We start from the raw sequence: 26880 nt of genomic DNA on the forward strand, positions 1-26880 counted from the left end.
GGCCTGATGCGTTTCACCCCAGCAACCCCCGGTTGACCGCTTCACCCACCGCCTGCGCCCGATTGCTCACCCGCAACTTGGTGTAGATGTTGCTCAGGTGGAACTTCACCGTCGCCTCTGAAATGGCCTTGATCACGCTGATTTCCCACACGGTTTTCCCGGCCTTGGCCCAGCGCAGGATTTCCAGTTCCTTCTCGCTCAGGGGTTTGCCCGCAGCGTCCGGACGCAGCCGTTTCGGCGGTTTCGACACAGGCCCCTCCACGGGGGGTACTGTTTTCATCCTGCTCCCTCTTCCTCATAAAACCGCGACATTGCCCTGTGCCCAGTACGGTACAGACCGGCAAATACTTCGAGACCAAAGAGTTACACAGGCGAAAGATTAAACAAGTCGGGAAAGTGACAAACAGGGATGGACGACTTACCAACAGGCAACGTCCTACATGTCCTACAGATGGCAAGTCCATTGTGAACCGCTGGACGTTTACAGACCTTGTAGGCCGCGACTGACACACGACGGTAGGCCGCCATCTGTCAGTCGCTGTGCATCAGAACGTGGCGGGATCAATCTGGGTGAAGGTCGTGACATTGGCATGCCCGGCCAGCGTCCCGCCCTCGCGCACCAGCCCGCAGGTGGCCATGCCGGCCAGGCGTGCGGCGTCGAGTTCTTCAACGATGTCGGAGAGAAACAAAATCTGCTGCGGCGCACAGCCGATGGCCTGGGTGATGCGCTCATAGGAGCTTGCTTCACGCTTGGGCCCGGAGGTGGTGTCAAAGTAGCCGCTGAACAACGGCGACAGATCACCCGCCTGGGAGCAGCCGAAAATCAGCTTTTGCGCCTGGATCGAACCGGACGAATAAACAAACAGTTGATAACCGGCCTGGTGCCATTGTTTCAGCGCCGCAACGGCGTCCGGGTATACATGACCCTTGAGCTCTCCGTCTCGATAACCTTGCTCCCAAATCATTCCTTGAAGGGCCTTGAGCGGGGTGGCCTTACGGTCTTGCGCAATCCAGCCCTGCAAAATCTCTATCACGCGTTGAAGATTGGCCTGGGGCTCGTTGCTCTCGACACGCACCGCCTCCAGTTGCGCCTGAACATCCGGGCGGCCTCCCTGCTGCTGAACAAACAGGGCCAGATGTCGCTCGGCATACGGAAACAACACCTCAAACACAAAACTCACGGCGCTGGTGGTGCCTTCGATGTCAGTCAGGATGGCTTTGATCGTCATCGTTTCAGTCCTCCAGACGCGGGAAACGGCTGGCGATGTCTTCGCCGGTGAAATTGGCCACCCAGCCTTCCGGGTTGTTGAACAGGCGGATGGCCACGAAGTGCGGGTGCTCGCCCATGTCAAACCAGTGCGGGGTGCCGGCAGGGACAGAAATCAGGTCGTTTTTTTCGCAGAGCACGGCGTACACATAGTCACCGATGTGCAGGGTAAACAACCCACGGCCCGCGACAAAAAACCGGACTTCGTCTTCAGCATGGCGGTGCTCGTCAAGGAACTTGGCGCGCAACTCGGCTTTTTGCGGGTGGTCGCTGTTAAGGCTGATCACATCGACCGTGATGTAACCGCGCTCGGTCATCAGTTTGTCGATCTGCACCTGATAAGCGGCAATCACTTCTGCCTGGCTCGCGCCCGGCTGGATCTTCGCGGCGGCCTGCCAGCGGTCGAAGCGCACACCCTGCTCGGCCAGGGTCGAGGCGATGTCTTCGAAATGGGTCAGGACCTTGTTCGGCAGGTCGGGGCTGGAAACGTGGTAAACGGACAGGCTGCTCATACTGGCAATTCCTCATTAGCGGCGCTGCCGTCCGGCTTTTACAGGCCGGTCTGGCAAGGCATTTCATCAGACGGTTGGCGACTTCGGGTGAAGTGCGCGTTATCGGTGGGTCAACGAACGCATTTTCAGCTCGCACTCGAACAAAAATTCGAAGGCCTCGATCTGGCGCAGTGCATCACTCATCTTCGAGCCCCAGGTGTACAGGCCATGACCGCGAATCAGATAGCCGACGCAATCGGGGTGCGCGTCGAGCCACGGCTGAACCTTGGACGCCAGGCGTTCGATGTCCTGATCGTTGTCGAAAATCGGCACGCGGACCTTGGACTCGTGCGTCGCAATGCCGCTGAAGGCCTTTTGCAGCTCATAGTCTTCAAACGTGATGACGTGACTCTGGAGCAGGCGCGACAGCACCGTGGCATTCACCGAATGGGTGTGCAGCACCGCCCCGATGTCGGCACGCCATTGGTACAACTGCGTGTGCAGCAGGGTTTCGGCGGACGGTTTCTTGCCCGGTTCCAGGCTATTGCCCGACAGGTCCGTTGCGAGTACATCGTCGAGGCCCAACTGGCCTTTGTGCTTGCCGGAGACGGTGAGCAAGGCCTCGGTGGCCGACAGTCTTGTCGAATAATTGCTGCTGGTGGCCGGCGACCAGCCGCGGCCATACAGAAAACGCCCGGCATCTATAATTTGTCGGGCCAGTTCTTCACGGGTAAGGCTCATGGCCTGTCCTCTTGCATACGTGTGGCAATGATAACGGCTGCAGCCAAAGCTGCGAGGCTGGCAATACTAAAGGTCAATGTAGCGCCCAACGCGTTCCAGCTGTAACCGGAATACAACGCGCCGAGCGCACCGCCGGTGCCGGCCAGCGCGGCGTACAACGCCTGCCCTTGACCTTGCTGGCGAGCGCCGAAGCTACGTTGCACGAAATGGATGGCAGCGGCGTGAAAACTGCCGAAAGTGGCCGCGTGCAAAACCTGCGCAAACAGCAGCACCCACAGGAACTCAGCCAACGAGCCGAGCAGCAACCAGCGCAACGCCGCCAGCAGGAAACTCGCCATCAGCACCCGGCGCACGGAAAACCGCGCAAGAATCTTGCTCATGAACAAAAACATCAGAACTTCGGCCACCACGCCCAGGGCCCAGAGCAGGCCGATCACGCCACGGCTGTAGCCCAGGCGCTCCAGGTGCAAGGTCAAAAAAGTGTAATACGGCCCGTGGCTCATCTGCATCAGCGCCACACAACCATAAAACGCCAACACACCGGGGCTGCGCAGTTGCATGAGAAAGCCCTCGCCCGACAGGCGATTGCCTTGCGCCGGCTGGGCGTTCGGCACCCACAGGCTGCTGACGACAATGCCGCCCATGATCACCACCAGCGTCACCGGGTAGATGTCCAGGCTCAACCATTCGAACAGCCGCCCCAGTGCAACCACGGTGATGATGAAACCGATCGAACCCCACAAGCGGATCTGGCTGTAGCGCGAGGTCTGGCCCTGTAAATGCGCCAGGGTAATGACCTCGAACTGCGGCAACACCGCATGCCAGAAGAACGCGTGCAACGCCATGACCATCGCCAGCCAGGCGTAGCTCTTGCTGACAAAGATCAGGGAAAAGGTCAGCAGCGTGCAGACCGCGCCAAAGCGTACGATGGCCAGGCGTCGACCGGTGTAGTCACCGAGCCAGCCCCAAATGTTTGGCGCCACGCAGCGCATCAGCATCGGGATCGCCACTAACTCGCCAATCCGTGCAGCCGAAAACCCCAGGTGATCGAAGTACAGCGCCAGGAACGGCGCCGTCGAACCGAGCAAGGCGAAATAGAACAGATAGAAACTGGATAACCGCCAGTACGGCAGCGCCGCCACGGCCATCAGACCGCAGCGACGTCAGGGCATGGCATCACAGCTGGCCCAGCACCGGCGTGCTGACACGCACGTCGGCGTTCTGCCCACGATTGCGCAGCAGGTGGTCCATCAACACGATGGCCATCATCGCTTCGGCAATCGGCGTGGCGCGGATGCCGACGCACGGGTCGTGGCGGCCCTTGGTGATGACGTCCACCGGGGTGCCATGCACGTCGATCGAACGGCCCGGCGTGGTGATGCTCGACGTGGGCTTGAGGGCCAGGTGCGCCACAATCGGCTGGCCCGAGGAGATCCCGCCCAGAATGCCGCCGGCGTTGTTGCTCAGGAAACCTTCCGGGGTCATCTCGTCACGGTGCTCGGTGCCACGTTGGGCCACGCTGGCAAAACCGGCGCCGATTTCCACACCTTTTACTGCGTTGATGCTCATCAGCGCGTGGGCCAGTTCTGCGTCGAGACGGTCGAAGATCGGCTCGCCAAGACCCGGCTTCACCCCTTCTGCCACAACGGTGATCTTCGCGCCGACCGAATCCTGGTCGCGGCGCAGTTGATCCATGTAGGCCTCAAGCTCCGGCACTTTGTCCGGGTCCGGGCTGAAGAATGCGTTTTGCTCAACCGACTCCCAGGTCTTGAACGGGATTTCGATAGGACCGAGCTGGCTCATGTAGCCGCGAATGACGATGCCCTGGGTGGCCAGGTACTTTTTCGCAATGGCCCCGGCCGCCACGCGCATGGCGGTTTCACGCGCCGAGCTGCGACCGCCGCCGCGGTAATCGCGCTCGCCGTACTTGTGGTGGTAGGTGTAGTCGGCGTGGGCCGGGCGGAACAGGTCCTTGATCGCCGAGTAGTCCTTGGACTTCTGGTCGGTATTGCGGATCAGCAGGCCGATGGCGCAACCGGTGGTGCGGCCTTCGAACACGCCCGAGAGGATTTCGACTTCGTCGGCTTCCTGACGCTGGGTGGTGTGGCGGCTGGTGCCGGGTTTGCGGCGGTCAAGGTCACGCTGCAGGTCGTCCAGGGACAACTCCAACCCCGGCGGGCAGCCGTCGACAATGGCGACCAACGCCGGGCCATGGCTTTCGCCCGCGGTGGTGACAGTGAACAGCTTGCCGTAGGTATTGCCGGACATGCAGGGCGCTCCGTGAAATCGCTGAGTAACTCAACCTGAATATGTAGTGCGGGCGAGTATACGCAGGCTACCCAACTAGTTCATCCTCGAACCTTATCGGTGCCTGCAAGTCCAACCGACACCTTGTGAATGATGGCGTGATGATGCTGCGAGTTATTGCCTTGAGCCTTACCCTGTTTACCGGCCTGCTTTCCAGTGTGGTCCAGGCCACTGTCCTGCAACGTCCGATCAGCCTGGACACCGGCAACGGCGAGCTGTATGGCTCGATGTTGCTGCCAAAATCCGACAGCCCGGTGCCGGTTGTCCTGATCATTCCGGGCTCGGGCCCTACCAACCGTGACGGCAATAACCCCGACGGCGGGCGCAACGACAGCCTCAAGCGCCTGGCCTGGGTGCTGGCCAAACACAACATCGCCAGCGTGCGTTACGACAAACGCGGCGTGGCCGCCAGCCTCGCCGCGACACCGGACGAACGCAATCTGTCGGTCGAGGCCTACGTCGCCGACGCGGTGGCCTGGGGGCAGAAGCTCAAGGCCGATCCACGCCTGGGCCCCTTGATTGTGCTCGGCCACAGCGAGGGTGCGCTGATCGCCAGCCTGGCTGCGCCGAAGGCTGGCGCTGCGGCAGTGATTTCCGTGTCCGGCAGCGCCCGCCCGGTGGACCAGGTGTTGCGCCAGCAGCTGGGCTATCGCTTGCCGCCTGCGCTGATGCTGCGCGCAAGCGAACTGCTCGACAGCCTCAAGGCCGGCCAGGTCGACGAGAATGTGCCGCCACAGCTGCAAGTGATTTTCCGCCCCAGCGTGCAACCGTACCTGATCTCGCTGTTTCGCCAGGACCCGGCAGCCGTTTTCGGCCAACTGAAGATGCCGGCACTGATTATCCAGGGCAGCAACGACATCCAGGTCGGCGTCGGCGACGCTCAACTGTTGAAGGCCGCCAAACCCGACGCCCAACTGGCGTTGATCGAGGGCATGAACCACGTGCTGCGCATCGTGCCCAATGACGTCAAGCGACAAATGGCATCGTACAAGGACCCGCAATTGCCCTTGGCCGCTGAACTCGGGGCACGGATCTTGAGCTTTATAGACGGACTTCCCGCCAGTTAAGCGGTTTTGTTCTCCAGTCCTGAAAAAAGCGGCCGATAAGTCTTTGTCGACAATTCACTTGCTGCCGACATGCCGGGCTTGGACAGGATCTCGCCGTTATGACTGATACCCAGAATTCAACCGAAACAGTAGCCGACAAAACCGCCAAAGAAGCGGTCGAGCTACCGTGGTCGGACGTCCATGTCGAGCACCACAAGATGCTCCGCCTGGCGCCGCTGCAAACTGACCGCGCCACGGGTGGGCGGCCATTGCGCTTTGTCGAGTTCGGCTATGCCGAGCGCAACAACAAGCAGCACAGCTTGCTGCGCATGAGCATCACCCTGCCCGGCCAGCGCGTGCGCAAAGAGCAGAATCATCTGGACGTGTGGGTCGACCACACCGAACGGCGTGTGCACTTCGGCCCGGACAGCGGTTTGCAGATCGAACCGTCGAACCGTGGTATCGGCCGTTTTCTGGCCGCTCAAGGGATTACCTGGGCGAAGAAAAAGTGGTCAAGCTATCAGGTCGACGGCATGAACCTGAACAACAAGGACGCCCTCAACGAAGACACGCGCCTGCGCCGCGATCACTTTTTGCGCGTTCAAGGTTTCGATGTGGTCTACGCAGACGCCCAGCATTTGAAGGGCAGCGTCAAAGAGACGACCGTCGGCGACCTGCTGGGTGACTGGAACACCGAAAAACTGCAGTTCGTGGAAATTCTCGAAGCCGCGCAGATGCTTCAGCAAGCCGAACAGAACCTGGCGGAACAGGAAGTCAAAATCAAGAAGCAGGACGATAAAGTCGCCAAGTTCAAGCGCGAAGACAGCGGGCTGCGCTTCACCATCACCTGCCTGGTGGCGTTCTCGGTGTTCCAGGCCGGGTTGCTGATCTGGATTGCGACACACCGCTAAAGCGCTTGTGGCGAGGGTGCTTGCTCCCGTTCGACCGGGCTGGCGTTCCAGCACGAAGCGGTCGCAATCCTGCCAACTCATTGAGAAGCAAGGGGCTGCTACGCAGCCCAACGGGAGCAAGCTCCCTCGCCACATTGACCGAACTTAAACGCGGGAAGCAAATACCGCCTGATGCTGACGGCACTGCTCGGCAGTCAGCATAAACACACCATGCCCACCGCGTTCGAAGTCCAGCCAGGCGAAATCCACCTCCGGGTACAACGCTTCGACGTGAACCTGGCTGTTGCCCACTTCAACGATCAGCAGACCCTTTTCGGTCAGGTGGTCCGCCGCTTCGGCCAGCATGCGCCGCACCAGGTTCAAACCATCGTCACCGCAGGCCAGGCCCAATTCGGGTTCATGCTGGTACTCGTCCGGCATGTCGGCAAAATCTTCCGCATCCACATACGGCGGGTTGGACACGATCAGGTCGAACCGCTGACCCGGCAAACCGTCAAAACCATCACCCTGAACCGTGAACACACGTTCATCGACGCCATGACGCTCGATGTTCTGGTTCGCTACTTCCAGGGCTTCAAACGACAGGTCGGCCAGCACCACTTCGGCGTTCTGGAACTCATACGCACACGCGATGCCGATGCAGCCCGAGCCGGTGCACAGGTCGAGAATCCGTGCAGGCTCAGCACCCAGCCACGGTTCGAAACGTTTCTCGATCAGTTCGCCAATCGGTGAGCGCGGGATCAACACCCGCTCGTCGACAATGAACGACATGCCACAGAACCACGCCTCGCCCAGCAGGTACGCAGTAGGGATGCGCTCTTCAATGCGGCGCTTGAGCAGGCGTTGCAGGTTCACCAGTTCATCGTCTTCAAGGGCGCAGTCAAGGTAACTGTCGGCGATTTCCCACGGCAGATGCAACGCACCGAGCACCAACTGACGGGCTTCGTCCCAGGCGTTGTCGGTCCCATGGCCGAAAAACAGATCCTCCCCATGGAAACGGCTGACGGCCCAACGGATATGGTCGCGCAAAGTACGCAGGCGGGAAGTGATCACGGGGCAAAACTCCAAAAAAAACGACTGGCGATTCTAACAGCCTAAACCCGCCCCGACGACGCATGAAAAAGGATCGCGCAAATGTAGGAGCCATCCTGATTTTTAGCTTTTGATTGAACATAGGCGCTGCTCTTGAGAGTCTGCAGGCCAGCAACGACGGTGCCTACGATAGTAGCGATTCACAGAAGCGCTCAGCCAGAGGACAATGTCGCAAAAGCCCCACTCGAAGGAGCCCCAGAATGTCCGTTCCAAAGACGATGTTTCAACTCAGCGGCCGCGGTTATGCACCTGCCAGTTTGAGCCACGCGACCCTAGTGATCATCGACGCCCAGAAAGAGTACCTCAGCGGCCCGTTGGCCCTGCACGGCATGGATACTGCCGTCGACAACATCAAGCTGCTGGTCGCCGCCGCCCGCCATGCCGGCCGGCCGGTTGTGCATGTTCGCCACCTCGGCACCGTCGGTGGCCTGTTCGACCCGCAAGGTGAGCGCGGTGAATTCATTCCAGGCCTGGAGCCGCACGCCGACGAAACCATCATTGGCAAGCTGCTGCCGAGTGCCTTCCACGGCACGGAACTTGAAAAACGCCTGCAAGACCTCGGCTCCCTGGACCTGATCGTCTGCGGTTTCATGAGCCATTCCAGCGTCAGCACCACGGTGCGCGCGGCAAAAAACCTGGGCTTTCGCTGCACCCTGGTCGAAGACGCCTGCGCCACGCGGGACCTGCCCTACAAAGGTGGAATCCTCAGCGCCGAACATGTACAGCAGACCGAAATGGCGATCATGGCCGACAACTTTGCCACCCTCGCCCTGACCAAAGATCTGACTTGATCGAAAACAGGTGAGCGGCCGCCCGCGCCGCTCATCCGTAAAAGACTCTCATTTGCTGCAATTGCCTTAGCCTCAGGAACATCCCCGTCATCTCCCGGTCGAAGGGCCGATACCCATTGAGGAAGGTCGGAATGAAGCTATCCGATGGTTTTGACGCACGCCGCTTGCGGCCCAAAGGCCCCAGCAACTGGCGGTTTCGCTTCGGCGCAGCCTGTTCTGCCCTGCTCGCCACACTCGGCGTATTACTGGCCCTGGCCGGTGCCGCCAGCCTGTTTGGCCGTCCGACGGCCCTTGGCGAACTCAACGCGAGCCCGGCAGGTTCGGCCGTGGTTCTGGCCATCGGCTTGTTGCTGTTGTATTCAGGCATCGCGCTTTGGCGCCGCTGCCGTCGCCGCTCGCGCCAGTCCCGGGCGCTGAACATGGCCCCGCACCTGATGAAAAAACACGACTGAACGACACCCACGGCGTTTTGCCGCGCCCGCATCGCCCGAGTTGGGTAAACTGGCCGCCCTTCGCGGAGGCTGACATGCAAGACGACGATTTTTCCCTGTTCAAAAGCGCGATCCAAGGCGTCAAGCCGATCAAGCACGATCGCGCCGAAACCGGCAAACCCAAGGCTGACCGCACGCAAATCGCCAAGCTGCGTCAAGCGGCTACCGTGCGTACCGACATTGCGGCGGTGGACGGCCTGTCCGACCAGTTCGTGATCGACGTCGGCCCGGAAGACGAACTGATGTGGGCCCGCGACGGTGTGCAGGAAAGCCAGATACGCAAGCTCAAGATCGGCCAGATTCCGTTCGAAGGCAGCCTCGACCTGCACGGCATGAACGTCGAAAAGGCTCGGGAAACCCTTTGGGCATTTTTGGCCGAAGCAACCAAGTTCGAAATCCGCTGCGTGCGCGTCACCCACGGCAAAGCCGTACGCCTGGACGGCAAGCGGCCGATGATCAAAAGCCACGTCAACACCTGGTTGCGCCAGCATCCACAGGTGTTGGGCTTTACGTCGTGCCAGCCCAAACACGGCGGCGCCGGTGCGGTTTATGTGATGCTCAAACGAACCATGATGGAAGGTCGCGACGAGTAAAGCGCTGTCATCACGCTTGCAGCGTCGTGCCCGCCGCCGTACCCTTGCCCTTTGCGTAAAATCCCACAGGTAGTTTCATGTCCCTGGAACAGAATTACACCCAGATCCTCGGCCAACTGGGCGAAGATGTCTCCCGTGAAGGCCTGCTCGACACGCCAAAGCGTGCCGCCAAAGCCATGCAGTACCTTTGCCGCGGTTATGAACAGACCCTCGAAGAAGTCACCAACGGTGCCTTGTTCAGCTCCGACAACAGCGAAATGGTGCTGGTCAAGGACATCGAGCTCTACTCGTTGTGCGAACACCATTTGCTGCCGTTCATCGGCAAGGCCCACGTGGCCTACATCCCGAGCGGCAAAGTACTGGGCCTGTCGAAAGTCGCACGCATCGTCGACATGTATGCGCGTCGCCTGCAGATCCAGGAAAACCTCAGCCGCCAGATCGCCGATGCGGTCCAGCAGGTCACCGGCGCCCTGGGCGTTGCAGTGGTGATCGAAGCCAAGCACATGTGCATGATGATGCGCGGTGTGGAGAAACAGAACTCGACGATGATCACCTCGGTGATGCTCGGTGAATTCCGCGAAAATGCGGCAACCCGCAGCGAGTTTCTCAGCCTGATCAAGTAACACGCAGCACGAAGAAAACCGGCATTCATCGCCGGTTTTTTTTGCCTGTGAAAAATCAGGTAAGCTGCGCGCCCCTTCCAATTGCCTGTGAGGCTCTCGTGTCCGTCAAAGCACAACTTATCAAAGGGCTACGCGTCGGCCTCGGCCAACTGATCATTTTCATCGACTTCATCACCCGTCCAGGCAAAAAGCAGCGCCCTGCCGCTGCTCAGGCTCAAGTTGAAACAGCCGCGAAGGCCCTGACCCTGTATCAGTTCCACGCGTGCCCGTTTTGCGTGAAAACCCGCCGTACCCTGCGCCGCCTGAACGTGCCGGTGGCCCTGCGCGATGCAAAGAACAACGAACAGGATCGTCAGGCCCTGCTGGAGCAAGGCGGCAAGATCAAGGTCCCGTGCCTGCGCATCGAAGAGAACGGCCAGACCACCTGGATGTATGAGTCCAAGGTGATCATCGATTATCTGGACAAGCGGTTTGCAGCGGCCTGATGCTTTTGAGGTGTTCTTGAGGGCGCCATCGCGGGCAAGCCTTGCTCCTACAGATGAGTGGCGTTCACAAATATTTTGATCACCCCTGCCCTCGTAGGAGCAAAGCTTGCTCGCGATGAGGCCAGCACAATCAGCACAAATCCCGCACAAAAATAAACCGACCCATTCGCCAAATGCCCGTCAGTTAAGAAAACTCAGCGTCTGGATGCTCTGTTTTGATCTGAAATCTACCCCTCACCCCAACCCTCTCCCCAAAGGGGCGAGGGGAAAGGGAGCAGATCTCCACGCCTTTCAAAACCTGAGTTCGACTCGGACTTTCAGGTCGATTTCACTCGAATGAACACCGCCGTCAGTTCCCTCGCCCCTTTGGGGAGAGGGTTAGGGTGAGGGGGTGGTTCTCGAGTCTGGCAAACAACCTGAAGCATTCCTCGTAAAAGTGACGTTAACTGATTGGCATTAGCCCATTCGCCGGTTTATTTGTTTTCAGCCTTCCCTCACGCGACTTGCGCAACCTGTGCCTGACGCACCGCCGCTGCCAATCGCTTGAGCCCTTCGTCCAGTCGCGCCCGGGTCAATGTGGCTGAAGTTCAGCCGCAGATGCCCATGATTGCGATCCGGCTCAGGGAAAAACGACTCGCCCGGCATGAACGCCACATCATTGGCCAGCGCCGCCTTGAGCAACGTCCGGGTATCCAGCGGCTGCTTCAACGTCAGCCAGAAAAACAGCCCGCCCTGCGGCACATTCCACTCCGCCAAATCAGCAAAACGGGTTTCCAGCGCCGACTGGAACGCATCGCGACGTACACAGTAAAAGTCCCGCAGCTCACTCAGGTGATGACGAAACTGCTCTTTTTCAAGCGGCTGACAATCGGCATGGCGCTGGCACCGTCGAACGTCAGCTCGCGAAGGTGTCCTTTCTGGCGATATATCCTTATCGCCACTCTTTTCGTCGACAAACCAAAAAACATTATTTGCTTTATTTGTATACAAAAGCATAATTCGCCACGTGCGAGTTCCTGACCAGTCAGTCAACAAATTCGCAAGTACCTCAAAGAGCCGCTGCCCACCTCCTGTGTCCGGCTCTGGAAATAACAATAAAACTCTTGAGGAGTACTCGCTGTGGAAAGCCGCAAATCCGAATCCCCGACGCTGGAACTCTCGCCGCCGTTACGCAATGGCTGGCTGGAACGCATCTTCAAACTCAGTTTGCATGGCACCACGGTGAAGACCGAATTGATTGCAGGTCTCACGACCTTTATCACCATGGCCTACATCATTTTCGTCAACCCCAACATCATGGCGGACGCCGGTATCGACCACGGTGCGGCATTTGTCGCCACCTGCATCGCCGCCGCGCTCGGTTGCCTGTTGATGGGCCTCTACGCCAACTGGCCCGTGGGCCTGGCGCCGGGCATGGGCCTGAACGCGTTTTTCACTTACACCGTGGTCGGCACCATGGGCTACAACTGGGAGACAGCCCTCGGTGCGGTGTTTGTCTCCGGCGTGTTGTTCATGATCCTGACCTTTTCCCGGATCCGTGAATGGCTGCTCAATAGCATTCCGGTGAGCCTGCGCTTTGCCATGGGTGCCGGTGTGGGCCTGTTTCTGGGGCTGATCGGTTTGAAAACCGCAGGCATCGTTGTCGACAGCCCGGCGACCTTGATCAAACTCGGCTCCCTGCGCGAGCCCGGCCCGCTGCTCGCGGCCATCTGCTTCCTGATGATCGCGGTGCTGAGCTACCACCGTGTATTCGGTGCAATCCTCATCAGCATCATCACCGTGACCCTGGCCGGTTGGGGCCTGGGCCTGGTGCATTACGAAGGGATCATGTCGGCCCCACCTAGCCTGGCGCCAACCTGGATGGCCATGAACGTTGCCAGCGTGTTCAACGTCAGCATGATCAGCGTGGTACTGGCGTTTCTCTTCGTGCACATGTTCGACACCGCCGGCACCCTGATGGGGGTTGCCCAGCGTGCCAATCTGGTCGGCGAAGACGGCAGGATCGAAAACCTCTCCCGCGCCATGAAAGCCGACAGCGCTTCCAGCGTATTGGGTGCGTTGGTCGGTGTGCCTCCAGTAACAAGCTATGTGGAAAGCGCCGCGGGTGTGGCCGCAGGTGGTCGGACGGGGCTTACCGCCGTGACCGTAGGTGTGCTGTTTATTGCGGCAATGTTTTTCGCCCCACTGGCCGGGATGATTCCGGCTTACGCCACCGCCGGCGCGCTGATTTATGTCGCAATGCTGATGATGGGCGGCATGGAACACATCAAGTGGAACGATGCCACTGACAGCATTCCGGCCATCGTTACCGCGATCATGATGCCGCTGACCTTCTCGGTTGCCGATGGCATTGCGCTGGGCTTCATCACCTACGTGGTGCTGAAGGCCGGCACGGGCAAGCACAAGGAAATTTCCATCAGTTTGTGGGTACTGTGTGCGATCTTCATCGCCAAGTTCATTTTCTTGTAGGTTGCGAAGATAGCTTGCTGCTGATCGTTTGCAGCAAGCCGTTTGAATCGCCTCACCCTCCTCGTGTGGGGCTTTTGTGCAAATGGAGGAACGTCATGAGTCTGGAAACCTGGCTGCTGTTCAGTGGCGCCGCCCTGGTGGTGATCCTGATACCGGGCCCTTTGTCGTTGCTGATGATCAGCAACAGCCTGAACTACGGGTTACGCCGCTCTTACCCGGCGTTTCTGGGCGGGGTGATTGCCTCGATCTGCCTGCTGAGCGCTTCGGCGCTGGGTTTGGGCGCGCTGCTGTTGGCTTCAGAGCAACTGTTCAGCGCGCTGAAAATCATCGGTGCGCTGTACTTGTTCTACCTCGCCTGGCAGAGCTGGCAGCAATCACGACAACCGGCCCACGCCACTGAAGTCCCGCAAACAGCGCCGACCCCACGGTTTCGGGCGTTGTTCGGGCGCGCGTTTGTGCTGGGCGCCAGCAACCCGAAAGACATCCTGTTCTTCGCCGCGTTCCTGCCGCAATTCTTGAGCGCGCAGCAGCCGTTTCTGCCACAGCTGCTGATCATGATCGCCACCTGGACGGTGCTGGACCTGCTGTGCAAGCTGGCTTACGGCCTCGGCGCCCATGGCGCGGCGCGCTATCTGCGCAGCGGCAAGGGCCAGAGCTGGTTTAACCGGATCAGTGCGGGGTTGTTCGGTGGCGCGGGTGCTGCGTCGCTGTTGAGCCGCTAAAGAGCAAAAGCTTCGCGAGCAAGCCCGCTCCCACACTGGATCTTCAGTGCACACAGTATCTGTGCTCGACGACGATCAAATGTGGGAGCGGGCTTGCTCGCGAAGGCGTCATCAGACACACCTCATTCCTGAAGACGAAAAAAAGCCCGCAGTGTGAGCGGGCGAAAGACCAAAGAAGCTATTTGCGCAGTGGCTTCTGAGAAAACCAGCTTGGGGGGAGTCCTAGCTTCCTCTGTAGGTCGAATAGCTGTAGGGCGAAATCAGCAACGGCACATGGTAGTGATCCTGCTCGGCCGAGATGCCGAACCGCAGCACTACCACATCGAGAAAGGCCGGCTGTGGCAGTTGCACGCCGCGAGCGCGGTAGTAATCACCAGCATGAAACTGCAATTGATAAACCCCGGAACGGTAGTCATCGCCTTGCAGCAACGGAGCATCGCAACGGCCGTCACTGTTGGTCAGCGCACTGGCGACCAGCTCCAGCTGCGAACCTTCAACACGGTACAACTCGACCTTGATCGAGCCGCCCGGGCAACCGTGTGCAGCGTCCAAAACGTGTGTAGTCAAACGTCCCATTGATTCTGCGTGCCTGCCTGCCTTCACGGCAGCCAGACCTCGCGCCTCCCGGAGTCAGTTTAAAAGGAGACCGCACCTTTTCGGAGCACGAAAAGCAGCGGCGAGCGGATGATTAAGACACTTTCAACACAAATTGTACACAATAAAAACGACGTATTTTCCCTCAATTCTCTAAACCGGGTGATTACGCCAATCCTCAGCCAAACCCCGAACAGCAAAGACCTTTCATCCATTAGCTGATCGATCAGGCAGGTTTCTTGCACATTAACGTTGAACCAACGAGCCGGTGACAGCCGATGAAAAAGTCAAAAAATCAGGCTTACAAAACAAATATAAAGTTGTATACAATCAGCCCATCGCTGTGACACCAGCCTGCCACCTCATCGTCAGGCCGCCACACACCCCTTATCGCGAATAAGCAACCTCGAATAAGAAGGAAGACTGCAGTGAGCGCTGACTACCCACGCGACCTGATCGGTTACGGCTCCAACCCTCCTCACCCGCACTGGCCGGGCAATGCCCGCATCGCCTTGTCCTTCGTGCTCAATTACGAGGAAGGCGGCGAGCGCAACATCCTTCATGGCGATAAAGAATCCGAAGCCTTCCTCTCAGAAATGGTTTCGGCACAACCGCTCCAAGGCGAGCGCAACATGAGCATGGAATCGCTGTACGAGTATGGCAGCCGTGCCGGCGTCTGGCGGGTCCTCAAACTGTTCAAGGAATTCGACATTCCGCTGACTGTCTTCGCCGTGGCCATGGCCGCCCAGCGCCACCCGGACGTGATCCGCGCCATGGTCGATGCCGGCCACGAGATTTGCAGCCACGGTTACCGCTGGATCGACTACCAATACATGGACGAAGCGCAAGAGCGCGAGCACATGCTCGAAGCGATCCGCATCCTCACCCAAATCACCGGTGAGCGCCCGCTGGGCTGGTACACCGGCCGCACCGGGCCGAACACCCGTCGGCTGGTAATGGAAGAAGGCGGTTTCCTCTATGACTGCGACACCTACGACGACGACCTGCCCTACTGGGAACCGAACAACCCGACCGGCAAGCCGCACCTGGTGATCCCTTACACCCTGGACACCAACGACATGCGCTTCACTCAGGTTCAGGGTTTCAACAAGGGCGACGATTTCTATCAGTACCTCAAGGATGCGTTCGACGTGCTCTACGCTGAAGGCGCCGACGCGCCAAAAATGCTCTCCATCGGCCTGCACTGTCGCCTGATCGGCCGCCCTGCCCGACTGGCCGCGTTGAAGCGTTTTATCGAATACGCCAAGAGTTTTGATCAGGTCTGGTTCACCCGCCGGGTCGACATCGCCCGGCACTGGCACCAAACCCACCCGTACCAAGGGGCTGCACAATGACTGCCTTCCAGACCCTGAAGCCATCGACCCTGAGCCGCGACGCCTTCGTCAAAGCCTTCGCCGACATCTACGAACACTCGCCATGGGTGGCCGAGAAGGCCTTCGACCTGGGCCAGGACGCTTCGATCGACCAGATCGAAACCCTGCACCAGCGCATGAGCGACATCCTGCTCCGCGCTGATCACCAAAGCCAGCTGGCCCTGATCAACGCTCACCCGGACCTGGCCGGCAAAGCTGCCGTCCAGGGCCAACTGACCGAAGCCAGCACCCATGAACAGGCTGGCGCCGGTATTCACCAATGCTCGAGCGATGAGTTCCAGCGCTTCACCGAGCTGAACGACGCCTACAAAGCCACGTTCAAGTTTCCCTTCATCATGGCGGTAAAAGGCAGCAACCGGCATCAGATCCTCGCGGCGTTCGAAACGCGCATTCACAACTCGGCCGACACCGAATTCAAATGCGCGCTGGCGGAGATCAACAAGATCGCGTTGTTCCGATTACTGACCCTATAGCGACCTTGGCCCGAGCGAGTTTCCGAACGCAGAACGAGCCCAGGGCCCTGCAAGCATCCCAAGCCAACTTAATTAAAGGCAGACAAGAAGAATGAAAGCTTACGCCGTACCTTTCGAGAAGTTCGTCAACCTGGCCGACGCCCGCCTGGGCACCAAGATCATCTCGGTCACCGATGACTGGTTCGCAGACGCCAATCGTCTGTTTCAACCGACCCCTGCCGTATGGAAGGAGGGCGTGTTCGATGACAACGGCAAGTGGATGGACGGCTGGGAGTCGCGCCGCAAGCGCTTCGAAGGCTACGACAGCGCCGTGATCCGCCTCGGCGTGCCGGGCCGAATCAAGGGCGTGGACATCGACACTTCGTTCTTCACCGGCAACTACCCACCATCGGCCTCCCTGGAAGCCTGCTTCCTGGTCTCGGGCGAACCGGACGAAAACACCCAGTGGACTGAAGTGCTGTCGGCCGTCGAGCTGCAAGGCAACAGCCACCACTACCACGAAATCAATAACGACCAGGCGTTCAGCCACCTGCGCTTCAACATCTACCCGGACGGCGGCGTCGCCCGTCTGCGGGTGTACGGCATTCCGTTCCGCGACTGGTCGGCGGTGGGCGACAACGAGCAAGTGGACCTGGCCGCCGCCCTGAACGGCGGTCGTGCCCTGGCCTGCTCCGACGAACACTTCGGCCGCATGAGCAACATCCTCAACCCGGGCCGCGGCATCAACATGGGCGATGGCTGGGAAACCGCCCGTCGCCGCACGCCAGGCAATGACTGGGTCATCGTCGCGCTGGGCCATGCGGGCGAGATCGAAAAAATCATCGTCGACACCCTGCACTTCAAGGGTAACTACCCGGATACCTGCTCGGTCCAGGGTGCGTTCGTCAAGGGCGGCACCGACAGCCAGATCGAAACCCAGTCGCTGTTCTGGCGCGAACTGCTGCCAAGCCAGAAGCTGGAAATGCACGCCGAACACACCTTCGCCGAGCAGATCAAGGCACTGGGACCGATCACCCACATCCGCCTGAACGTGTTCCCGGATGGTGGTGTCAGTCGCCTGCGTGTATTGGGCAAGGTCGCGAAGTAAGCGGTGAGGCCATTCGCGAGCAGGCTCGCTCCCACAGGGGAATGCGGTCGAATGTGGGAGCGAGCCTGCTCGCGATAGCAATAGAACAGACAACAACGAATTCAAGGTAAGAAGACCAGCATGCGCACACTGACGATTGAACCGCTGACCAAAGAAGCCTTCGCCCCTTTCGGTGACGTGATTGAAACCGACGGTAGCGATCACTTCATGATCAACAACGGTTCGACCCTGCGCTTCCACAAACTGGCGACGGTGGAAACCGCCACGCCAGAGGACAAGGCGATCATCAGCATCTTCCGCGCCGACGCGCAGGACATGCCGCTGACGTTGCGCATGCTGGAGCGCCATCCGCTGGGCAGCCAGGCTTTCATACCGTTGCTCGGCAACCCCTTTCTGATCGTGGTCGCGCCACTTGGCGATGAACCTGTATCAGGCTTGGTCCGCGCCTTCGTCACCAACGGCAGGCAGGGCATTAATTACCATCGCGGCGTTTGGCACCACCCGGTGCTGACGATCGAAAAGCGGGATGACTTCCTGGTGGTTGATCGCAGTGGCACAGGCAATAACTGCGATGAGCATTTCTTCAAAGAGGATGAGCGGTTGATCCTCGCCCCCCACCAATAAGAGAAGGTCCATCACGCGACAACGCGCGTGACGGGCGAGAGGTAAAGACTGTGGAAGCACATCTGCTGGAATGGCTGAACCTGAGCGTGCGTTGGGTTCATATGATCACTGGCGTGGCCTGGATCGGCGCGTCGTTCTACTTTGTCTGGCTGGAAAACAACCTCAATCGGGTCAACCCGAAAAACGGTCTGGCCGGCGATCTCTGGGCGATTCACGGTGGCGGGATCTACCATCTGGAGAAGTACAAACTGGCCCCCCCGACCATGCCGGACAACCTGCACTGGTTCAAATGGGAAGCCTACTTCACCTGGATGTCGGGGATCGCGCTGCTGTGCGTGGTGTTCTACTCCAACCCGACGCTTTACCTCCTGGCACCTGGCAGCACCCTGAGCGGACCGGAAGGCGTGGCCATTGGTCTGGGCTCACTGTTCGTCGGCTGGTTCATCTACTCCTTCCTGTGCGACTCGGCGCTGGGCAAACGCCCTGCTCTGCTAGGCGCAATCCTGTTCGTGCTGATCATCGGTGCTGCGTACGGCTTCAGCAAAGTGTTCAGCGGTCGCGGGGCTTACCTGCACGTCGGCGCGATCATCGGCACCATCATGGTGGGTAACGTGTTCCGCATCATCATGCCGGCCCAACGGGCACTGGTGGCGGCGATTGCCGAGAACCGCACGCCCGATCCGGCGTTGCCGGCCAAAGGCTTGTTGCGTTCACGGCACAATAACTACTTCACCTTGCCGGTGCTGTTCATCATGATCAGCAACCACTTCCCGAGCACTTATGGCAGCCAATACAACTGGCTGATCCTGGCCGGGATCGCAGTACTGGCGGTGTTGGTGCGTCACTACTTCAACACCCGCCACGACAGCCACAAGTTCGCCTGGACCTTGCCCGTCGCGGCGGTGGGCATGATCAGCCTGGCTTACGTCACCGGCCCTGCGCCGATGAACAGCCCGGAAGTGGCCAAGGCACCGGCAAAGATCGAGTACCAACCGCTGCCGGAAACCGCCCTCGGTGGTGGTGCCAAACCGGTTGAATCCGCTCCGGCCACAGCCCCTGCAACGGCGCCGGCCCAAGCCTCGAATACCGGCCCGGCCTTCGACAAGGTGCACAGCGTGATTCAGGAGCGTTGCGCGGTCTGTCACTCGGCCAAGCCGACGAGCCCGTTGTTCAGTACGGCACCGGCCGGCGTGATGTTCGACACCCCGGAACAGATCCGCCAAAACGCCCCGCGCATTCAGGCTCAGGCTGTCGCCAGCCAGATCATGCCACTGGGCAACATTACCCAGATGACCCAGCAGGAACGTGACCTGATCGGCGCCTGGATTGTTCAGGGAGCCCGCACCAACTAAGCAACACAAAGGCCTGTTTAAAGCGGGCTTTTGTGGCGAGGGAGCTTGCTCCCGCTGGACTGCGCAGCAGCCCCCCGGCTCTTCAAAGAGAAGGGCCGCTTCGCGACCCAGCGGGAGCAAGCTCCCTTGCCACAAATATGAATGCTGCAAAGGACAGCTGTGAGCAACCCGACGGCTGTTCAATCACAAGAATAAAAAAGATCCGAGGTGTTGCATGTCCGAGTCATCCGAAGCGCGCATCCCCGACGCACCCGCCATTGCCCGACTGCCCCTTTTGCAACTGATCCTGATCGGCCTGCAACATGTTCTGTTGATGTATGGCGGGGCCATCGCGGTGCCGCTGATCATCGGACAGGCTGCCGACCTGAGTCGTGAAGAAATCGCCTTCCTGATCAACGCCGACCTGCTGGTCGCCGGCATCGCCACCATCGTGCAGTCGCTGGGCATCGGCCCCATGGGCATTCGCATGCCAGTGATGATGGGCGCCAGTTTCGCCGCCGTCGGCAGTATGGTGGCCATGGCCGGCATGCCCGGTATCGGCCTGCAAGGGATCTTCGGCGCGACCATCGCAGCCGGGTTCTTCGGCATGATCATCGCGCCATTCATGTCCAGAGTGGTGCGCTTCTTCCCTCCGCTGGTGACCGGCACTGTCATCACCTCGATCGGTTTATCGCTGTTTCCCGTCGCCGTGAACTGGGCCGGTGGCGGTGCCGGCGCCGCCCAGTTCGGCTCACCCATCTACCTGGCCATCGCCGCCCTGGTGCTGGGCACCATCCTGCTGATTCATCGCTTCATGCGCGGCTTCTGGGTCAACATTTCGGTGCTGATCGGCATGTGCCTGGGTTACGTGCTTTGCGGCGTGCTGGGCATGGTCGACCTCAGCGGCATGGCCCAGGCACCCTGGCTGCAAATCGTCACGCCACTGCACTTTGGCATGCCTGAATTTGAACTGGCACCGATCCTGTCGATGTGCCTGGTGGTGGTGATCATTTTCGTCGAATCCACCGGGATGTTCCTCGCGCTGGGCAAGATCACCGGCCAGGAAGTCAGCCCACGCATGCTGCGCCGCGGTTTGCTGTGTGATGCCGGCGCGTCGTTCTTCGCCGGGTTCTTCAACACCTTCACCCACTCCTCCTTTGCCCAGAACATCGGCCTGGTGCAGATGACCGGCGTACGCTGCCGCTCAGTGACCATTGTCGCCGGCGGCTTGCTGGTGATGCTGAGCCTGCTGCCCAAAGCGGCGTTTCTGGTGGCCTCGATTCCACCGGCGGTCCTTGGCGGCGCGGCGATTGCCATGTTCGGCATGGTCGCCGCCACCGGCATCAAGATCCTTCAGGAAGCCGACATCGCCGACCGCCGCAATCAGCTGTTGGTGGCCGTGAGTATCGGCATGGGCCTGATCCCGGTGGTTCGCCCGGAATTCTTCGCCCACCTGCCGTTGTGGATGAGCCCGATCACCCACAGCGGCATCGCCATGGCGACCCTCAGCGCGCTCTCGCTGAACCTGTTGTTCAACATCCTCGGCGGCACCGAACGCGCCGCCATCAACGACTGCCACGCTCATCAGCACTGACGGATAACCGGACGGTCCGCCCGTCCCTCCATCGTTATCCGGTTTCACCCGTGACACGAATACCCGCATGACAGGCCGGCCGGCGATACGCCCGGTCGCCGTCAGCGGCTGTCTGCGCCTTCACAATAAGAACAATCGAGGAACAACACGATGACAGACTTGATAGCAGTGCTCTGTTGCGGGGCGCTTGAGCCATGGGGCGGTAGCCAGTATTCTGCGCGGCCGCCTGAAACGGGTCTAAAAAAAAGCCCGGATTTAATTCCTGACCAGCAAGCCAACTTATCCCGGCGCTGGCCAGTTCCAAGGCAACCCGACATCACTCTCCATCGACTGTTTGCGGACAGCCGATCGGGAGTTTTTTGGCTTTTTAAAACCTTGACTCAGCACTTGCCAACAGCCAGAAAGCTGACCGAAAGGATAACTTTTGCTGCATCGAAGTAAGGCGCCACACCAGAGCGCCGGTTTAAAAAAACGTGGAACTACTGACTTTTGGGAGCACCGAATGAAACGCACCGTGAATAGCCTGATGCTGGCGGGAAGCTTGCTGGCCGGGGGCCAGGCGATGGCTGGCGACCTGCTGCAATGGCAAAACAACAGCCTGACTTACTTGTACGGCCAGAACTTCGAAGTCAACCCGCAAATCCAGCAGACAGTCACCTTCGAACATGCCGACGCGTGGAAGTACGGGGACAACTTCCTGTTCGTCGACAAGATCTTCTACAACGGCAAAAAGGACGGCAATCTCGGCCCGAACACTTACTACGGTGAAATCAGCCCGCGTCTTTCGTTCGGCAAGATCTTCGATCAGAAACTGGCGTTCGGCCCGATCAAGGACGTCCTGCTGGCCATGACCTACGAGTTTGGTGAAGGCGACACCGAGTCGTACCTGGTCGGCCCGGGCTTCGACCTGGCGATTCCCGGTTTCGACTACTTCCAGTTGAACTTCTACAACCGTCAGACCGAAGGTTCACGTGCCGGCGACAACGTCTGGCAGATCACACCGGTCTGGGCCTACACCATTCCCGTGGGCAAATCGGACATTCTCATCGATGGTTTCATCGACTGGGTCGTCGACAACGACAAGAACTCCAAAGGCGAGTACCACGCCAACCTGCACATCAACCCGCAGATCAAATACGACCTGGGCAAAGCCCTGAGTTTCGGTGAGAAGCAGTTGTACGTGGGTATCGAATACGACTACTGGAAGAACAAGTACGGGATCAAGGACAGCCAGTACTTTGATACCGATCAGAACACCGCGAGCTTGCTGGTGAAGTTCCACTTCTGACCGTCAAAAGCATCGCGAGCAGGTTCGCTCGCACAGGGGATCTTAAGCACAACAAAGATCAACTGTGTGAACGAGCCTGCTCGCGATGGCGTCACCGCCGATTTCAAGCCGAAACCACAGGCTCCGCCAAGCCGAGAAACCGGCACAACTCCCCGCGCTTGGCCAAGGCATCGCGCCGCCCCAACTCGATCAGCTCGCTGCAATATCCCGCCTCGAACAGCAAATAACTCAACACCCCGGCACCGCTGGTCTTGGTCGCACCCGGCCCGCGCAGAAACAGGCGCAATGCGGCCGGCAACTCCTGGCGATGGCGAGCAGCGATCTCATCGATCGGCTGGCTCGGCGCAATCACCAGCACCTCCACCGGTGCCACGCCCAGGCTGTGGGTCGGCGTACCGGCCGGCATCAAATGGCTGAATTGATTCAAGCGCTGCAACAACTCGATATCACTTTCCAGGCTGTCAATGAACGTACTGTTGAGCATGTGTCCACCGATCTGCGCCAACGACGGCTGCTGACCGGTGTAAGTACGCTGCAAGGGATTATCGGGATCGAGGCCGCGCGGGTTGCCGCTCACCCCCACCACCAGCACCCGGCTCGCCCCCAGGTGCAGGGCCGGGCTGATTGGCGCCGACTGACGGACCGCGCCGTCGCCGAAATACTCCTGATCGATCTTGACCGGGGCAAACAACAACGGGATGGCTGAACTCGCCAGCAAATGCTCGACGGTCAATTGCGTGGGAACACCAATGCGCCGGTGACGCAACCAGGCGTCGATGGTTCGGCCGCCCTGATAAAACGTCACGGCTTGCCCCGACTCATAGCCGAATGCCGTGACCGCCACCGCATGCAGTTGCTTTTGTGCAATGGCTTCGTTGATGCCGGACAGGTGCAGTTTGTCGTTCAACAGGTCCCGCAGCGGTGAGCTGTTGAGCAGCGCCACCGGCACCGGAGCACCAATGCCCAGCAGGCTGTGGCTGACAAACCGGGTAGCTTGATGGATCACGCCGGGCCAGTCGCTGCGCAGCACCCGATGGCTGCGAAAGCCTTGCCAGAAGGCAGTCAGGCGCTGGATCGCTGCCGTGAAGTCCATTGCCCCGCTGGCCAGGCTGACCGCGTTGATCGCCCCGGCCGAGGTACCGACGATCACCGGAAACGGATTCGCCGCGCCGGCCGGCAACAGCTCGGCAATTGCCGCCAGCACCCCCACCTGATACGCCGCCCGAGCCCCGCCGCCGGAAAGAATCAACCCTGTAACCGGTTCTGCTGGGTTCATCGCAACACTCCATTGCTAGGGATCGGGTTGACGGGAGCGTATCAGCCGCGCTTGTCGTACAGTTTTGGTTCGCCCGGTGGCCGGCTCTTGAAGCGGCGATGGGCCCAGAGGTATTGCTCGGGGCACTCGCGCACGGCGCTTTCGACCCATTGGTTGATGCGGATGCAATCGGCCTCTTCACTCTCGCCGGGAAACCCGCTCAACGGCGCGTGAATCACCAGCCGATAACCGCTGCCGTCCGCCAGACGCTCCTGGGTGAACGGCACCACCAGTGCCTTGCCCAGACGCGCAAACTTGCTGGTCGCGGTGACAGTGGCGGCCTGAATCCCGAACAACGGCACGAAGATACTTTGCTTGGCGCCGTAGTCCTGATCCGGCGCGTACCAGATCGCCCGCCCGGCGCGCAGCAACTTGAGCATGCCGCGCACGTCGTCGCGCTCGACCGCCAGCGAATCCAGGTTGTGCCGCTCACGGCCCCGACGCTGGATGAAGTCGAACAACGGGTTCTTGTGCTCGCGGTACATGCCGTCGATGGTGTGCTGCTGGCCGAGCAACGCCGCGCCGATTTCCAGCGTGGTGAAATGCAGCGCCATCAGAATCACGCCTTTGCCGTCCCGCTGGGCCTGTTTCAAATGCTCCATCCCTTCGACATGCGCCAGGCGCGCCAGGCGCGGTTTGGCCCACCACCAGCTCATGGCCATCTCGAAGAAGGCGATGCCGGTAGACGCGAAGTTGTCCTTGAGCAGGCGTTTGCGTTCAGCGGCGGATTTTTCCGGGAAGCACAGCTGCAAATTGCGCTGCGCGATGCGCCGTCGGTCGCCGGCCACCCGATACATCAGCGCGCCCAGGCCTCGGCCAATGCGCAGCAAAACCGGATAAGGCAGCTGGACAATCAGCCATAAAAGGCCCAAACCCAGCCACAGCGGCCAAAAACGCGGAAGAAAAAATGCAGCTCGAAAGTGCGGGCGATCCATTAACGGTTCCGGAAAGACAATGGCCGCGCATTCTACAACGGTTCGCCCGGCTTGCGGCTCGCGGGCGTTCTCGTTATAAGTCTCGGCACTTTTAGTGACAAGCCGTTGTATGCCGACCATGAGCCAAACCGAACTGCTAGACCAAGATCCCGTGTTCCAGTTGAAGGGCAGCATGCTCGCCATCACGGTGCTGGAACTGGCCCGCAATGACCTCGACAACCTCGACCGCCAACTGGCCGCCAAGGTTGCCCAGGCGCCGAATTTCTTCAGCAATGCGCCGCTGGTCCTGGCTCTGGACAAACTGCCCGCCAGCGAAGGCGCGGTCGACCTGCCGGGCCTGATGCGCGTGTGTCGCCAGCATGGCCTGCGCACCCTGGCGATTCGCGCCAGCCGCATCGAAGACATCGCGGCAGCCATTGCCGTGGATTTGCCCGTGCTGCCGCCGTCCGGCGCCCGCGAACGGCTGCTTGACCCTCACGAAGGCGTCGTTGCGAAAAAACCGGAAAAACCACCGGAACCGACCGTCAAACCCACCCGGATCATCACCTCGCCGGTGCGTGGCGGGCAGCAGATTTATGCCCAAGGTGGCGATCTGGTAGTGATTTCGTCGGTCAGCCCGGGCGCGGAACTTCTCGCCGATGGGAACATCCATGTATACGGCCCGATGCGCGGTCGTGCGCTGGCCGGTGTAAAGGGTGATACCAAGGCACGGATTTTCTGTCAGCAATTGAGCGCTGAACTACTCTCCATCGCGGGCCATTACAAGGTTTCCGAAGACCTGCGGCGCGATCCGCTGTGGGGCTACGGCGTACAAGTCAGCCTGTCGGGTGACGTGTTGAACATCATTCGGCTTTAACGGATACTGCCGCATTTTCCAAGCATCTCTAAAACGTAGCGAAAACGGCTCAAACGAAGTAGGAAAAAGGCGCAAAACAGCGTTTGCCAGCGGTAAACCCTGTTGTTGTCCAAATTCCAGCCAAGGCTGTCCGACTGCAGTAGTTTTTCAAGAGATGTTTTTCAGGGGCTAAATGTCCTTTTTCCTTAGGGGTGAAACACCTTGGCCAAGATTCTCGTGGTTACATCCGGCAAGGGTGGTGTGGGTAAGACCACCACCAGCGCCGCTATCGGTACCGGCCTCGCTCTGCGCGGCCACAAAACAGTCATCGTCGACTTCGACGTCGGTTTGCGTAACCTCGACCTGATCATGGGTTGCGAGCGTCGCGTGGTGTATGACTTCGTCAATGTGGTCAACGGCGAAGCCAACCTGCAACAAGCCCTGATCAAAGACAAGCGTCTGGAAAACCTCTACGTACTGGCTGCCAGCCAGACCCGCGACAAAGACGCGCTGACCCAGGAAGGCGTGGAAAAAGTCCTGATGCAACTCAAGGAAGACTTTGAGTTCGTGGTCTGCGACTCCCCGGCGGGCATCGAGAAAGGCGCCCACCTGGCCATGTACTTCGCCGACGAAGCGATTGTCGTGACCAACCCGGAAGTGTCTTCGGTCCGTGACTCCGACCGTATGCTGGGCCTGCTGGCCAGCAAGTCGCGCCGCGCCGAAAACGGCGAAGACCCGATCAAGGAACACTTGCTGCTGACCCGCTACAACCCTGAGCGCGTGAGTAACGGCGAAATGCTGGGCGTCGAAGACGTCAAAGAGATTCTGGCGGTGACCCTGCTGGGCGTCATCCCGGAATCGCAAGCGGTCCTCAAGGCTTCCAACCAGGGCGTGCCCGTTATTCTCGACGACCAGAGCGACGCCGGCCAGGCGTACAGCGATGCCGTCGACCGTCTGCTGGGCAAGACCGTGGAGCATCGATTCCTCGATGTAGAGAAGAAGGGATTCTTCGAGCGCCTGTTTGGAGGTAGATAATGAATCTTTTTGACTTCTTTCGTGCCAACAAGAAAGTAAGCACCGCGTCGGTAGCGAAAGAGCGTCTACAGATCATCGTGGCGCATGAACGCGGCCAGCGCAGCACCCCTGATTACCTGCCAGCCTTGCAGAAGGAACTGGTAGAGGTGATCCGCAAGTACGTCAATATCGGGTCCGATGACGTGCATGTCGCACTGGAAAACCAGGGCAGCTGCTCGATTCTGGAACTCAATATCACCCTGCCAGATCGCTGAGTCGATCCGGCTGGGAACCACGGCAGTCAGAACACCTGCCGGTCTAATGTGGGAGCGGGCTTGCTCGCGAAGGCGTCGGTACAGTCAACAGT

Annotated in this window: 29 protein-coding genes and 1 pseudogene; 19 read left to right on the forward strand and 11 right to left on the reverse strand. The window is 59.7% G+C overall.

Annotation, left to right across the window (positions count from 1 at the left end):
- Window positions 1-13: 13 nt before the first annotated feature.
- From AC1Z1G_RS18790 to aroC, 6 genes are all read right to left on the reverse strand, one after another.
- On the reverse strand, window positions 14-250 hold the full coding sequence (locus AC1Z1G_RS18790; RefSeq protein WP_483621686.1) for a response regulator transcription factor: 237 nt from the start codon (window positions 248-250) through the stop codon (window positions 14-16).
- Window positions 251-545: 295 nt separating this feature from the next.
- Window positions 546-1229, reverse strand: coding sequence for an acireductone synthase (mtnC, locus tag AC1Z1G_RS18795; RefSeq protein WP_483621687.1), 684 nt, complete (start codon window positions 1227-1229; stop codon window positions 546-548).
- Window positions 1230-1233: 4 nt separating this feature from the next.
- Window positions 1234-1779, reverse strand: coding sequence for a 1,2-dihydroxy-3-keto-5-methylthiopentene dioxygenase (locus AC1Z1G_RS18800; protein ID WP_483621689.1), 546 nt, complete (start codon window positions 1777-1779; stop codon window positions 1234-1236).
- A gap of 99 nt (window positions 1780-1878) precedes the next feature.
- Window positions 1879-2499: a methylthioribulose 1-phosphate dehydratase gene (locus tag AC1Z1G_RS18805; protein WP_483621691.1), complete on the reverse strand. Its 621-nt coding sequence runs from the start codon at window positions 2497-2499 to the stop codon at window positions 1879-1881.
- Entirely contained in the window at window positions 2496-3647 is a 1152-nt protein-coding gene (locus AC1Z1G_RS18810) for an MFS transporter (protein WP_483621693.1), read from the reverse strand. The genes AC1Z1G_RS18805 and AC1Z1G_RS18810 overlap by 4 nt, the downstream gene beginning before the upstream one ends.
- A 28-nt stretch (window positions 3648-3675) precedes the next feature.
- On the reverse strand, window positions 3676-4767 hold the full coding sequence (gene aroC, locus AC1Z1G_RS18815; RefSeq protein WP_483621694.1) for a chorismate synthase: 1092 nt from the start codon (window positions 4765-4767) through the stop codon (window positions 3676-3678).
- A gap of 95 nt (window positions 4768-4862) precedes the next feature.
- On the opposite strand from aroC, the gene AC1Z1G_RS18820 reads away from it, so the two are divergent.
- Entirely contained in the window at window positions 4863-5873 is a 1011-nt protein-coding gene (locus tag AC1Z1G_RS18820) for an alpha/beta hydrolase (protein WP_483627913.1), read from the forward strand.
- Between the two features lie 98 nt (window positions 5874-5971).
- Window positions 5972-6763, forward strand: a complete 792-nt coding sequence (locus tag AC1Z1G_RS18825; protein ID WP_483621696.1) for a hypothetical protein — start codon at window positions 5972-5974, stop codon at window positions 6761-6763.
- Between the two features lie 144 nt (window positions 6764-6907).
- On the opposite strand, the gene prmB is transcribed toward AC1Z1G_RS18825, so the two are convergent.
- A complete protein-coding gene (prmB, locus tag AC1Z1G_RS18830) occupies window positions 6908-7816 on the reverse strand; it encodes a 50S ribosomal protein L3 N(5)-glutamine methyltransferase (protein WP_483621698.1) in 909 nt (302 codons plus the stop codon).
- 239 nt (window positions 7817-8055) lie between these two features.
- On the opposite strand from prmB, the gene AC1Z1G_RS18835 reads away from it, so the two are divergent.
- The 5 genes from AC1Z1G_RS18835 to AC1Z1G_RS18855 all read left to right on the forward strand — a co-directional run bounded on the left by AC1Z1G_RS18835 (window position 8056) and on the right by AC1Z1G_RS18855 (window position 10838).
- Window positions 8056-8646, forward strand: coding sequence for a cysteine hydrolase family protein (locus tag AC1Z1G_RS18835; protein WP_483621700.1), 591 nt, complete (start codon window positions 8056-8058; stop codon window positions 8644-8646).
- Between the two features lie 131 nt (window positions 8647-8777).
- The gene (locus tag AC1Z1G_RS18840) at window positions 8778-9098 is read left to right on the forward strand and encodes a hypothetical protein (RefSeq protein ID WP_483621701.1); all 321 of its coding nucleotides are present in this window, start codon (window positions 8778-8780) and stop codon (window positions 9096-9098) included.
- Between the two features lie 74 nt (window positions 9099-9172).
- Window positions 9173-9730, forward strand: a complete 558-nt coding sequence (locus AC1Z1G_RS18845) for a Smr/MutS family protein (protein ID WP_483621703.1) — start codon at window positions 9173-9175, stop codon at window positions 9728-9730.
- A 77-nt stretch (window positions 9731-9807) separates the two neighbouring features.
- Window positions 9808-10353 carry a GTP cyclohydrolase I FolE gene (gene folE / locus AC1Z1G_RS18850; RefSeq protein ID WP_483621704.1) on the forward strand — a complete coding sequence of 182 codons (546 nt, stop codon included), beginning with the start codon at window positions 9808-9810 and terminating at the stop codon, window positions 10351-10353.
- 98 nt (window positions 10354-10451) lie between these two features.
- Window positions 10452-10838 (forward strand): glutathione S-transferase N-terminal domain-containing protein, encoded by a 387-nt coding sequence (locus AC1Z1G_RS18855; RefSeq protein WP_483621706.1) that lies wholly within the window; start codon window positions 10452-10454, stop codon window positions 10836-10838.
- Window positions 10839-11332: 494 nt separating this feature from the next.
- On the opposite strand, the pseudogene AC1Z1G_RS18860 reads toward AC1Z1G_RS18855, so the two are convergent.
- Window positions 11333-11687 (reverse strand): annotated as a pseudogene (locus AC1Z1G_RS18860) (PLP-dependent aminotransferase family protein); the annotation flags it as partial.
- Window positions 11688-11957: 270 nt separating this feature from the next.
- Between AC1Z1G_RS18860 and AC1Z1G_RS18865 the strand changes: the two are divergent.
- Window positions 11958-13307, forward strand: a complete 1350-nt coding sequence (locus tag AC1Z1G_RS18865) for an NCS2 family permease (protein ID WP_483621708.1) — start codon at window positions 11958-11960, stop codon at window positions 13305-13307.
- 95 nt (window positions 13308-13402) lie between these two features.
- Window positions 13403-14029, forward strand: coding sequence for a LysE family translocator (locus AC1Z1G_RS18870; RefSeq protein ID WP_483621710.1), 627 nt, complete (start codon window positions 13403-13405; stop codon window positions 14027-14029).
- A gap of 222 nt (window positions 14030-14251) precedes the next feature.
- On the opposite strand, the gene uraH is transcribed toward AC1Z1G_RS18870, so the two are convergent.
- Entirely contained in the window at window positions 14252-14605 is a 354-nt protein-coding gene (uraH, locus tag AC1Z1G_RS18875; protein ID WP_483621712.1) for a hydroxyisourate hydrolase, read from the reverse strand.
- Between the two features lie 446 nt (window positions 14606-15051).
- Between uraH and puuE the strand changes: the two genes are divergently transcribed.
- The 7 genes from puuE to AC1Z1G_RS18910 all read left to right on the forward strand — a co-directional run bounded on the left by puuE (window position 15052) and on the right by AC1Z1G_RS18910 (window position 22414).
- A complete protein-coding gene (puuE, locus tag AC1Z1G_RS18880; protein WP_483621714.1) occupies window positions 15052-15978 on the forward strand; it encodes an allantoinase PuuE in 927 nt (308 codons plus the stop codon).
- A complete protein-coding gene (uraD, locus tag AC1Z1G_RS18885) occupies window positions 15975-16490 on the forward strand; it encodes a 2-oxo-4-hydroxy-4-carboxy-5-ureidoimidazoline decarboxylase (RefSeq protein ID WP_483621716.1) in 516 nt (171 codons plus the stop codon). The genes puuE and uraD overlap by 4 nt, the downstream gene beginning before the upstream one ends.
- 91 nt (window positions 16491-16581) lie before the next feature.
- Window positions 16582-17577: an allantoicase gene (alc, locus tag AC1Z1G_RS18890; protein ID WP_483621718.1), complete on the forward strand. Its 996-nt coding sequence runs from the start codon at window positions 16582-16584 to the stop codon at window positions 17575-17577.
- Window positions 17578-17697: 120 nt separating this feature from the next.
- Complete coding sequence (locus AC1Z1G_RS18895; RefSeq protein WP_483621720.1) at window positions 17698-18201, forward strand: ureidoglycolate lyase; 504 nt, start codon at window positions 17698-17700, stop codon at window positions 18199-18201.
- A 50-nt stretch (window positions 18202-18251) separates the two neighbouring features.
- The gene (locus tag AC1Z1G_RS18900; protein ID WP_483621722.1) at window positions 18252-19553 is read left to right on the forward strand and encodes a urate hydroxylase PuuD; all 1302 of its coding nucleotides are present in this window, start codon (window positions 18252-18254) and stop codon (window positions 19551-19553) included.
- A 214-nt stretch (window positions 19554-19767) separates the two neighbouring features.
- The gene (locus tag AC1Z1G_RS18905) at window positions 19768-21126 is read left to right on the forward strand and encodes a nucleobase:cation symporter-2 family protein (RefSeq protein ID WP_483621723.1); all 1359 of its coding nucleotides are present in this window, start codon (window positions 19768-19770) and stop codon (window positions 21124-21126) included.
- Between the two features lie 502 nt (window positions 21127-21628).
- Window positions 21629-22414 (forward strand): outer membrane protein OmpK, encoded by a 786-nt coding sequence (locus tag AC1Z1G_RS18910; RefSeq protein WP_483621725.1) that lies wholly within the window; start codon window positions 21629-21631, stop codon window positions 22412-22414.
- 103 nt (window positions 22415-22517) lie between these two features.
- On the opposite strand, the gene AC1Z1G_RS18915 is transcribed toward AC1Z1G_RS18910, so the two are convergent.
- Window positions 22518-23690 (reverse strand): patatin-like phospholipase family protein, encoded by a 1173-nt coding sequence (locus AC1Z1G_RS18915; protein WP_483621727.1) that lies wholly within the window; start codon window positions 23688-23690, stop codon window positions 22518-22520.
- A gap of 41 nt (window positions 23691-23731) precedes the next feature.
- Window positions 23732-24664 (reverse strand): lipid A biosynthesis lauroyl acyltransferase, encoded by a 933-nt coding sequence (locus AC1Z1G_RS18920; protein ID WP_483621729.1) that lies wholly within the window; start codon window positions 24662-24664, stop codon window positions 23732-23734.
- A gap of 118 nt (window positions 24665-24782) precedes the next feature.
- Here AC1Z1G_RS18920 and minC point away from each other — a divergent pair, with 118 nt between their 5' ends.
- From minC to minE, 3 genes are all read left to right on the forward strand, one after another.
- Window positions 24783-25520 (forward strand): septum site-determining protein MinC, encoded by a 738-nt coding sequence (gene minC / locus AC1Z1G_RS18925; protein ID WP_483621730.1) that lies wholly within the window; start codon window positions 24783-24785, stop codon window positions 25518-25520.
- Between the two features lie 201 nt (window positions 25521-25721).
- A complete protein-coding gene (gene minD, locus AC1Z1G_RS18930; protein ID WP_347901429.1) occupies window positions 25722-26534 on the forward strand; it encodes a septum site-determining protein MinD in 813 nt (270 codons plus the stop codon).
- A complete protein-coding gene (gene minE, locus AC1Z1G_RS18935; protein ID WP_019693048.1) occupies window positions 26534-26788 on the forward strand; it encodes a cell division topological specificity factor MinE in 255 nt (84 codons plus the stop codon). The genes minD and minE overlap by 1 nt, the downstream gene beginning before the upstream one ends.
- The last annotated feature ends 92 nt before the right edge of the window (window positions 26789-26880 follow it).

Source organism: Pseudomonas sp. JL27(2026) (genome assembly GCF_056933555.1).